This window comes from Streptomyces alkaliphilus (genome assembly GCF_014141535.1).
Taxonomy (GTDB): domain Bacteria; phylum Actinomycetota; class Actinomycetes; order Streptomycetales; family Streptomycetaceae; genus Streptomyces; species Streptomyces alkaliphilus.
On the sequence record NZ_VKHT01000077.1, the window covers coordinates 1 to 10,275 of the forward strand.

Consider the following 10,275-nt stretch of genomic DNA (forward strand, 5'->3'; position numbering starts at 1 on the left):
GGTGGGCGGCGGGACCGACCGGGTCGCGGGACTCCTCGTGCGGGTCGGCCGGGGCCGTCGGCCCCGTACCGGTACCGGGCGCGGTGCGGTCCCGGATACGACGCTCGATCGGCCCGCGCACCAGTTCCGGGGGAAGTTCCCGCAGGTGCTTCAGCAGGCGGTGGCGCAGCACCTCACGGTCCCGTTCCGCGCCCAGTTCCGCGGCGAGGGTGCGCAGCGCCTCCACCGCCCCGCGGGTGCGGTCGCGGTCGAGGACGGTGCGGTGGGTGCGCAGGCAGCTGCGCAGCCGGCGGCAGGCGACCCTCATCCGGTGCACGGCGTCGGGGTCGCCCGCCCGGGCGGCGTCCCTCAGGTCGCGCAGGGCCCGGACCTGGCGGCGGGCGTAGAGGAGCACGAGGTGACCGGCGGTGTCGGTCGCCGGAGGGCCGGGGGGTGCCGGTGATGCGGAGTGGGTGGTGCCGGACATGGATCTCGCCCTTCGCTCGCCTGTCCCCTCGCCCCCGGGGATCGCCGCACCCCTTCCCCCGCCGGGGGGCGGTATGTCCCGATCGATGTCACGGACCCGTCGCGATATCCGCGGATACCGCCGAACGGCGGTACCCCCGACCCGGCGGGGTCCGGGCCGGGCGTCAGGCGGCGGAGAGGCTGCGCTTCATGCGGATCGACTGGAGCAGGCCGATCGCGATCCAGGAGGCGAACATCGCGGTGCCGCCGTAGGAGACGAAGGGCAGCGGAATGCCGGCGACCGGCATGATGCCCAGCGCCATGCCGATGTTCTCGAAGGACTGGAAGGCGAACCAGGCGACGATGCCCGCCGCGATGATCGTGCCGTACAGGTCGGTCGCGCCGCGCGCGATGCGCAGGGCCCGCCACAGGATGACGCCGATCAGCAGGATGATGCCGCCGGCGCCGACGAAGCCCAGTTCCTCACCGGCGACCGTGAAGATGAAGTCGGTCTGCTGTTCGGGGACGAACTGCCCGGTGGTCTGGGTCCCCCGGAACAGCCCGGAACCGGTCAGGCCGCCGGAACCGATCGCGATGCGGGCCTGGTTGGTGTTGTAGCCGACGCCGCTGGGATCGAGGTCGGGATTGGCGAAGGCCGCGAAGCGATTGATCTGGTACTCGTCCAGGACACCGAGGGCCCACACCAGGACGGCGCCCGCGACGCCGGCGACGACCAGACCGGCCGTCCACACCAGGGAGGCGCCGGAGGCCAGCAGGACCCCGAGCACGATGACGGCGATGACCATGGCCATGCCCATGTCGTCGACAAGGACGATGGCCAGGGGTATCGCGGCCAGACCGAGCGCCTGGAGCACCGAGCGCCCGTCGGGATGGGTGCGATCGGCGGTGTCCACCCGGGCGGCGAGGATCAGGGCCATCGACAGGATGACCGCGACCTTGGCGAACTCGCCGGGTTGCAGGGTCCAGTCGCCTATGGAGATCCAGGCGCGCTGGCCGTTGATCTCGGTGCCCAGCGGGGTGAAGACCAGCAGCATCAGGGCCACCGAGACGGCGTACAGCACAGGGGCGGCGCCGCGCAGTCGGTGGTGTCCCAGCCACATGACGCCCACCGCGAGGGCGACGCCGATGAGGAGGTTGAGGCCCTGACGGATCAGGAAGAACTGGGGGTCCCCGCCGGTGATGCCGGTGCGGTTGCGGGTGGCGGACCACACCAGCAGGCAGCCGAGCAGGGAGAGCGCGCCGGCGGCGGCCAGCAGGATCCAGTCCACTCGGCGGACGATCGAGTCGCGGGCGAGGAGCCGGCGCCAGACCGGGCGGTGGTCGCCCCGCTTGGGCAGGGGGTAGCTGTGAATGCTCATCGGTGACTCGCTCGTGCGCCGGTGGGGACCCGGGCGGCGGGGCGGGTCCCCACCGCGCGGGATGGGATGTGCGCCCGGCCCGGGGGGCGGGGCGCCGGCGCGCCGCCGGCGCGGGACGCCGCTATCGGAATGGTCATCGGGCGCCGGTCACCGCCCGGAGAGGTCGGCGACGATGGTGCCGTTCTCGTCGATTTCGGGCAACTCCTCCATCGGGGCGGGGAGCAGGGCTGCCGAGCGGTCGATGGTTCCCTCCTCGTCCACGCCGTACATCGCCTCGTAGATGCGGCGCACGGCCGGGCCGGAGGCACCGGAGCCGGTACCCGCCTGCGAGATGGTCATGATGATCGTGTAGTCGTCGGTGAAGGTCGCCAGCCAGGAGGTGGACTGCTTGCCCTCGGTGGTGGCGGTACCGGTCTTGGCGTGTATCGGGATCTGCTCCTGCGGCCAGCCGATGAACCGCCAGGAGGCGGTGCCCCGGGTGATGACGTCCTCGGTGGCCGCCTTCATCTGCCTTATGGTCTGCTCGGTGGCGGGGGAGTTCCCGATCTCCTCGGGCTCGAACTCCTCCAGCACGGTGCCGTCGGCGCCGATGACCGCCTTGCCGACCTGCGGGCGCCACAGGGTTCCGCCGTTGCTGATGGAGGCGTAGACGACCGCCATCTGGAGCGGGGTGACCAGCACGTCGCCCTGGCCGATGGAGAAGTTGACCGCGTCACCGGCCCGCATCCGCCAACCGTCCTCGCAGTTCTCCCGGGCGAGTCGGTGGGCGAAGTCGTTGGCGTCGGACTTCGCCATCTCGCACCAAGCGTCCTTCTGGCTCTCCCAGTACTCGCGCTTCCACTGCCGGTCCGGCACCCGGCCGCTCGCCTCGGCGGGCAGGTCGATGCCGGTGGGGCTGCCGAGGTTGAACTGGCGGGCCGCCTTGAACAGCCAGTCGTTGGGGTCGTCGCCGGGGTTCATGCCGCCGTCCTTCTGCCACTCGGTGTGCGCGATGCGGTAGAAGACGGTGTTGCAGGAGACCTCCAGGGCCTGACCCAGGCTGATCGGCCCGTAGCCGCGGGACTCGAAGTTCCGGAAGGTGGTGGAGCCGATGCTGTAGGAGGAGGAACAGTCGTAGCGGCCGTCGAAGGGGTAGCCGGCGTTGACGGCCCCCGTGGAGGTGATGACCTTGAAGGTCGAACCGGGCGGGGACTGCCCCTGCGTGGCGCGGTTGAGCAGCGGGTTGTTGGAGTCCTCGCCGGTCAGGCGCCGGTACTCGTCGGCGGAGATGCCGCCGACCCACACGTTGGGGTCGTAGTCCGGCTGGGAGGCCATCGCGACGATCCGGCCGGTGCGGGACTCCATGACGACGACCGCGCCGGAGTCCGCCTCGTAGGGGCGCCCGCTGATGGTGTCGCGTTGGGTGCGGGCCTCCTCCATGGCCTGTGCCAGCTCCTCCTCTGCGACGGCCTGGACCCGGGCGTCGATGCTGGTCACCAGGTTGGCGCCGGCGGCGGCCGGGTCGCCCTCGGCCTGACCGATGACGCGGCCGTACTTGTCCACCTCGTAGCGGGTGACCCCGGCTTTGCCGCGCAGCCAGGAGTCGTAGGTGCGCTCCAGGCCGGAGCGGCCGACCTGGTCCGAGCGCAGCAGCGGGGAGTCGGTGTCGCGGGCCTCCTCGACCTCCTCGTCGGTGACCGGGGAGAGGTAGCCGAGGACCTGGGCGGTGCGGGCCTCGAAGTGCGCGGGGTAGCGCCGCACGGCGGTGGGCTCGGCGCTGATGCCGGGGAAGTCCTCGGCACGCTCGCGGATCTGCAGGGCCTGCCGGGTGGTGGCCTCGTCGGTGATCGGGATGGGCTGGTAGGGGGAGCCGTTCCAGCAGGGTTGGGGGGTCTCCGCGTTGCACAGCCGCACCCGGTTGGCCACCTCCTCCGGGTCCATCTCCAGGAGTTCGGCGAGGTCGGCGAGGACCCGGGCGCCGTTGTCGCGCATCCGCATGAGGGTGGAGCGGTCGGCGGAGACCACCAGGCGGGTCTCGTTGTCGGCGAGCGGCACGCCCCGGGCGTCGACGATGGAGCCGCGCACCGCGGGCTGCACGACCTGCTGGACGTGGTTGCCGGCGGCCGCGGCGGCGAACTCGTCGCCCTGGCGGATCTGGAGGTACCAGAGCCTGCCGCCGAGGGTCAGCAGCAGGGAGAAGACCAGTATTTGCAGCACGACCAGGCGGATGGTGACCCTGGTGGTCCGGCCCGTCTCGGGGATGTTGGTCACAGTCGCTTGATCCCCTTCACCTTCACCCCGCCGAGGCCGGCCGCGCCGGCGCCGCGCCGGGGGCGCAGCCCGGCCAACGGGGAGCGGCCGCGACCGGTGCCGCCCAGCGGCTTGTCGAGCAGGCGGCCGGAACGCGGGCGACGCAGGCCGCGCCGCCGGCCCGCGCCGCTCCAGGATGCGGCGGAGTCCGTGGCGGGCGGCGCCTGTTGGTCACCGGCGAGCGGGTCGTTCTCGAATTTGCGGGCCAACGCCATCACGCCGGGCACCACGAAGGGAGCCAGCAGCAGGTCGTACAGGGTGGCGGTCAGGGCCAGCGCGATGAGTCCGGAGGTGTCGGCCGCGGTGTCGCCGACGAGGGTGCCGACCCCCGCGTACAGGAGGGTGGAGATGACGGCGGCACCGGCCACCACGGCCATCGGGATGGTGGCCGAGCGGTGCCGGCCGGTCTCGGGTCTGGTGAGGCCGGCCAGGTAGCCGATGACGCACAGCACCAGGGCGTAGCGCCCCACGGCGTGGTCGGCGGGCGGGGAGAGGTCGGCCAGCAGGCCGGCGGCGAACCCGACGAGCGCGCCGCCGACGTGGCCGTACACCAGGGCCAGTCCGAGGACGGTGAGCAGCAGCAGGTCCGGGACGGCACCGGGGAGTTGGAGTCTGGCGAGGATGCTGACCTGGAGGATCAGCGCGGGCACCAGCAGGACGATCGCGAGAAGGGTGCGGTTCAGCCGCATGTCAGTCAGCTCCTGCGCTCGCGTCGGCGGTGTCCTCGGCCCCGGGGTCGCCGGGGTCGGGTCCGTCGTCGGTGTAGGTGTCGTCCGGCCCGTCGGGGTCGGTATCGGCGTCGGCGTCGGCGTCGGTATCGGTGGCCTCGTCCCGGTCCCGGTCCCGGGCGGCGGTGCGGCGGGGCTCCGCGTCCTCCTCGGGGCGGGGCGGCAGCACGGCGTCGCGCGGATTCTCCCGGGGCGGTTCGACGACGACGCCCACCAGGTCGAGACGGGTGAAGGCGACGTAGGGCCGGACCCGAACGGTGCGGGTCAGATCACCCGCGGCGGCCTCCACCTCGACCACCTCGCCCACCGGCACGCCGGGCACGAACGGCTTGTTGTCGGAGGAGCCGAAGGTGACCAGGCGGTCGCCGGCCTGGACGGAGGCCCGGTGGTTGAGGAGTTGGACATCCAGGATGTTGTCGCCGCGGCCGGTGGCGAAGCCGAGTTCCTCACTGCCCTCCAGCCGCGTGCCGACGGTGAAGTTGGGGTCGCTCGCCAGCAGGACCGTGGCGGTGCGCGGACCGACGGTGGTGACGCGGCCGACCAGGCCGTCGCCGTTGATGACCGTCATGTCGCGGGTCAGGCCGTCCTCGCGCCCGGCGTCGATGGTGATGGTCCGCGAGAAGTTCTGGGCCGGCCCTATGGCGATGACCTGGGCCCCGACGACCCCGTACCGACCCGCGCCGGCGGTGCGCAGTAGATCGTCGAGCTGCTGGAGGCGGGAGTCGCGATGCTCGGATCCGCCGAGCTGCTGGCGCAGTTCGGCGTTCTCCCGTTCGAGCTCGCTGATCCGGTCGTGCCGGCGTCCGGAGTCCCGGACGGCGGAGACGGCGTTCGCGATCGGGTCGACGGCCCCGGCCACGCCGGCCTGAACCGGACCCAGGACGCCGGCGGCGACCTCGCGGGGGCGGTCGAGCGGCGACTCGTCGCCGCTTCGGAGGTCCATCGTGATCAGCGCGAACGCGATGGAGACCAGCAGGACGAGCAGCAGCCGGCTCTCTCGTGTGTCCCTCACCTGGGGCGGCCGTGCCTTTCTGGTTCGTTTCGGAGCGGGCTCCGGGTCGGGCGGGGTCGCTCCCCCGCTCCGGCCCGGGACCCCGGAGAGGTGCCGTGGGGCACGCGGTGGGATCGGGCGGAGGCCGTCGGCCGACGGAACGACCCGGCGGCGGGCCGGGCGTCACGGCGCCGGGGCACCGCCGCCCGGCTCAGCGCCGCGGCTGGGCGTCCAGCACCTGCTGGAGTGCCTCGAACTCCTCCACGCACTTGCCGGAGCCCAGGGCGACGGAGTCCAGCGGGTCCTCGGCGATGTGGATGGGCATGCCGGTCTCCTGTCGCAGGCGCTCGTCCAGGCCGCGCAGCAGGGCACCGCCGCCGGTGAGGACGATCCCCCGGTCCATGATGTCGCCGGACAGCTCCGGCGGGCACTTGTCCAGGGTGGTCTTGACCGCGTCCACGATGGAGTTGACGGGCTCCTCCATCGCCTTGCGCACCTCCTCGGCGGAGATGACGACGGTCTTGGGCAGGCCGCTGACCAGGTCCCGACCGCGGATCTCGGTGTGCTCGTCCTCGCCGAGGTCGTGGGCGGAGCCGATGGTGATCTTGATGTTCTCGGCGGTGCGCTCGCCCAGCAGGAGGCTGTACTCCTTCTTGATGTGCTGGATGATCGCGTTGTCCAGCTCATCGCCCGCCACCCGGATGGACTGCGCGGTGACGATGCCGCCCAGGGAGATCACCGCCACCTCGGTGGTGCCGCCGCCGATGTCGACGACCATGTTGCCGGTGGCCTCGTGGACGGGGAGGCCGGAGCCGATGGCGGCGGCCATCGGCTCCTCCACGATGTGCACCTGACGGGCCCCCGCCAGGGTGGACGCCTCGATGACGGCACGACGCTCCACTCCGGTGATGCCGGAGGGCACGCACACCACCACGCGCGGCCGGGCCAGATAACGGCGCTTGTGGATTTTCAGGATGAAGTAGCGGAGCATCCGCTCGGTGATCTCGAAATCGGCGATCACGCCGTCCTTGAGGGGTCGGACGGCCACGATGTTGCCGGGAGTCCGGCCGATCATCTTCTTGGCCTCGGCGCCGACCGCGAGAATACCGCCGGTGTTGGTGTTGATGGCGACGACCGACGGCTCGTTGAGCACGATCCCCCGCCCCCGGACGTACACCAGCGTATTGGCCGTCCCGAGGTCGACTGCCATGTCACGGCCGATGAACGACATATTGTTCGCCATGGGGATACGTCTGGCCTTCCAGCTGGAGCGATGTGTGCGTGGAGGTCGGCGGGGATGCGGTGACACCGGCCCGCGGATCGCGGTGCCGTCATCGTATCCACGGCCGGACGAACACGGGGCGCGGGTACGCCCTCCCCGCCATTGTCGGCGGAACCCGCCCCGGGTGCCGTCATGGTGACGTCGTGTTCGGGTGAAGGGTTCCCCTCTTTCGAGCGTACCGACCCCGATGGCGCAACGCATTGAGGCGCCGGAGGCCGAACGGGCGGGTTTTCGTCCGATGGTGAATCAATGGTGCGGACGGCGGACGAATCAGTCGCGACCGGGGAAGAAAATCTTCAGCTCGCGTTCGGCGGACTCGGGCGAGTCGGACGCGTGGATCAGGTTTTCGCGCACGATCGTGCCGTAGTCGCCGCGGATGGAGCCGGGGGCGGCGGTGATCGGATCGGTGGGGCCGGCCAGGGTCCGCACGCCCTCGATCACCCGCTCGCCCTCCACCACCATGACCACGGACGGGCCGGAGGCCATGAACTCCAGCAGCGGCGGGTGGAACGGCTTGCCCTCGTGCTCGGCGTAGTGCGTCTCCAGGGTGTCACGGTCGAGTTCACGCAGCTCCAGCGCGGTGATCCGCCACCCCGCCTTGGCCTCGATCCGTCCGACGATCTCGCCGATGAGTCCGCGCCGCACTGCGTCGGGCTTCAGGAGGACGAGGGTGCGCTGGCTCATGGAAACGGCTCCAGGGTCTGGGATGCGCGGGCCCGGGCTTCCCGGGCCCCGGACGGTACCCGCGTACGACGGTGCGCGGTCGCTCACGGAGGAAGCGGGATGATCGCACGATACCCGTCCGGGGTGGGAATTCCCCAGCCGGGCCCGGAAGCCGGGACGGGTGGGGCCCGGCCGGGGAGTACCCGCCCCGCCGGCGGACACGGCGATGGGCACGGCGGTGGGCACCCCGGCCGGGGAAGAGGGGCGGGCGCCCGGGGCCGCGACCCCGGGGACCAGCGCCCCGGGACATCGGGACATCGGAAAGCCGACGCGCCCCGGCGTGCGGCCGGGTTCCCGCTCCGGCGGTCCCGGCCCCGGGCGGGATCCCGCCCGGGGCAAAGAAGGGACCGCCCGTCGGAACGCGGCGGTCCAGCCCGGGGACCGTCGGGGAGACGCGGGAGGTCCGGTACCGGACCTCCGCTCCCCCGCCGTCCACCGGGAACCCGCGGACCCCTCCGCCGGGGCCCCGCGGTGAGGGGTCGGCTCAGCCCTCGGCCGCGCGGGCCGCCTTGATGGCGTCGATCTCCCGGCCGTAGTGGACGGCGGCCCACCACAGCACGGCGAACAGACCACCGAGCAGGAACATCGCCGGCACCACCACACCGCTGGCGATCAGTCCGATCTGCAGGGCCCACCCCACCGGGACGGCCGCCCGACGGTTCAGCATGCCGCACAGCAACAGGCTCACCGCCATGGCGGTGCCGCAGACCGCCCACAGCACGCCGGTGGGCACGTCGGTCAGGTTCATCGCCACCAGGCCCGCCAGGCCCAGCACGATGAACTCGGCGATCAGCGTGGCGGCGCACAGCGCGCGCATCAGCGCTCACCCCCCAGCAGCAGACGGGCCTCGCCCACGGTGATCACCGAGCCGGTGACCAGGACCCCGACGCCGCCGTAACCGGCCGCCTCGTCGTCCTCCTCCGCGAGGGCGACGGCCGCCTCGATGGCGTCGTCCAGCCGGGGCTCGACCCGCACCCGGTCCTCACCGAAGATCTCGACCGCCAGGGCCGCCAGCTCGTCGGGATCCATCGCCCGGGAGCTGCTGTTGCGGGTGACCACGATCTCGTCGAAGGCCGGTTCGAACGCCTCCAGCAGCCCTCGCACGTCCTTGCCGACGGTCGCCCCCACCACACCGATCAACCGGCTGAAGCCGAAGGACTCCTCCACCGCCTCGGCGGTGGCCGCGGCACCCGCCGGGTTGTGCGCGGCGTCCAACAGCACGGTGGGACCGGTGCGCACCACCTCCAGCCGGCCGGGCGAGGTGACGGCGGCGAACGCCTGCCGGACGACCTCCTGGTCCAGGGTGCGGGCATGGGTGGTGCCGATGCCGAAGAACGCCTCCACGGCCGCGAGCGCCACGGCGGCGTTGTGCGCCATGTGGGCGCCGTGCAGGGGCAGGAAGATGTCGGGGTAATCGCCGCCCGGGCCGCGCAGGGTCAGCAGTTGCCCGCCGACGGCGACCTCGCGGGAGAGCACGCCGAACTCCATGCCCTCACGGGCGACGGTCGCGTCCACCTCGACCGCGCGGCGCAGCACCACCGCGGCGGCCTCGACGGTCTGCCGGGCGAGGATGACCGTGGCGCCGGGCTTGATGATCCCGGCCTTCTCCACCGCGATGCGCTCCGGGGTGTCGCCCAGCCGGTCGGTGTGGTCCAGGGCGATGGGGGTCAGGACGGCGACGCCGGCGTCGATGACGTTGGTGCAGTCCCAGGAGCCGCCCATGCCGACCTCGACCACGGCGACGTCCACCGGGGCGTCGGCGAAGGCGGCGTACGCCATGGCGGTGAGCACCTCGAAGAAGGAGAGCCGGTGCTCCTGCGCGGCGTCCACCAGGTCGAGGTAGGGGCGCAGGTCCCGGTAGACCTCGACGAAGCGCTCGGCGGTGATCGGCCGGCCGTCGAGGCTGACGCGCTCGGTGATGGACTGCACGTGGGGGCTGCTGAACCGACCGGTGCGCAGTTCGAAGGCACCCAGCAGGGTCTCGATCATGCGGGCGGTGGTGGTCTTGCCGTTGGTGCCGGTGAGGTGGATGGCGGGGTACCCGCGCTGGGGCTCCCCCAGCACGTCCATCAGGGCTTCGATGCGGACCAGGGAGGGGTCCAGACGGGTCTCCGGCCAGCGGTCCAGGAGTTCCTTCTCCACCTCGCGCAGGGCCTCGGCGACCGCCGGGTCCTCCGGGATGCCGGGCAACTGTTCGAGGGCGCCGGCGGCGGGGCCGACGGAGGCACGCAGGGTGCGGCTGCCGGCCTCGATGACGGCGAGGTCGGGATCGCGGTCGGTCTCCGTGCCGACGATGTCCTCGAAGACGGCGTCGGCCGGGGAGGCCTCGTCGGGAGAGGCCCCGACGGGTTCCGCCGGGTACGCCGACGGCTCGGTGCCGCCCTCCTCGGGACGGTCGGCCGGGTCGGGGGGGCCGGGGGCACCGGTGCTGTCACTCAC

Annotated in this window: 9 protein-coding genes; all 9 read right to left on the minus strand. The window is 72.4% G+C overall.

Annotation, left to right across the window (positions count from 1 at the left end):
• Positions 1-466: CHAD domain-containing protein (locus FNQ90_RS04685; protein WP_182605100.1), on the minus strand; the 466-nt coding region annotated here is incomplete at its 3' end.
• Positions 467-629: 163 nt separating this feature from the next.
• Positions 630-1,823 (minus strand): FtsW/RodA/SpoVE family cell cycle protein, encoded by a 1,194-nt coding sequence (locus FNQ90_RS04690; RefSeq protein ID WP_182605101.1) that lies wholly within the window; start codon positions 1,821-1,823, stop codon positions 630-632.
• A 147-nt stretch (positions 1,824-1,970) separates the two neighbouring features.
• Positions 1,971-4,073, minus strand: coding sequence for a penicillin-binding protein 2 (gene mrdA / locus FNQ90_RS04695; RefSeq protein ID WP_182605102.1), 2,103 nt, complete (start codon positions 4,071-4,073; stop codon positions 1,971-1,973).
• On the minus strand, positions 4,070-4,801 hold the full coding sequence (gene mreD / locus FNQ90_RS04700; RefSeq protein WP_143619159.1) for a rod shape-determining protein MreD: 732 nt from the start codon (positions 4,799-4,801) through the stop codon (positions 4,070-4,072). Before mreD ends, mrdA begins: the two co-directional genes overlap by 4 nt.
• A 1-nt stretch (position 4,802) precedes the next feature.
• The gene (mreC, locus tag FNQ90_RS04705) at positions 4,803-5,852 is read right to left on the minus strand and encodes a rod shape-determining protein MreC (RefSeq protein WP_182605103.1); all 1,050 of its coding nucleotides are present in this window, start codon (positions 5,850-5,852) and stop codon (positions 4,803-4,805) included.
• A gap of 190 nt (positions 5,853-6,042) precedes the next feature.
• Positions 6,043-7,062, minus strand: coding sequence for a rod shape-determining protein (locus tag FNQ90_RS04710; RefSeq protein WP_143619167.1), 1,020 nt, complete (start codon positions 7,060-7,062; stop codon positions 6,043-6,045).
• A 321-nt stretch (positions 7,063-7,383) separates the two neighbouring features.
• Complete coding sequence (gene ndk / locus FNQ90_RS04715; protein WP_182605104.1) at positions 7,384-7,797, minus strand: nucleoside-diphosphate kinase; 414 nt, start codon at positions 7,795-7,797, stop codon at positions 7,384-7,386.
• A gap of 523 nt (positions 7,798-8,320) precedes the next feature.
• Complete coding sequence (locus tag FNQ90_RS04720) at positions 8,321-8,653, minus strand: DUF4233 domain-containing protein (RefSeq protein WP_143617652.1); 333 nt, start codon at positions 8,651-8,653, stop codon at positions 8,321-8,323.
• Positions 8,653-10,131: a bifunctional tetrahydrofolate synthase/dihydrofolate synthase gene (folC, locus tag FNQ90_RS04725; RefSeq protein WP_323379777.1), complete on the minus strand. Its 1,479-nt coding sequence runs from the start codon at positions 10,129-10,131 to the stop codon at positions 8,653-8,655. Before folC ends, FNQ90_RS04720 begins: the two co-directional genes overlap by 1 nt.
• Positions 10,132-10,275: the final 144 nt, after the last annotated feature.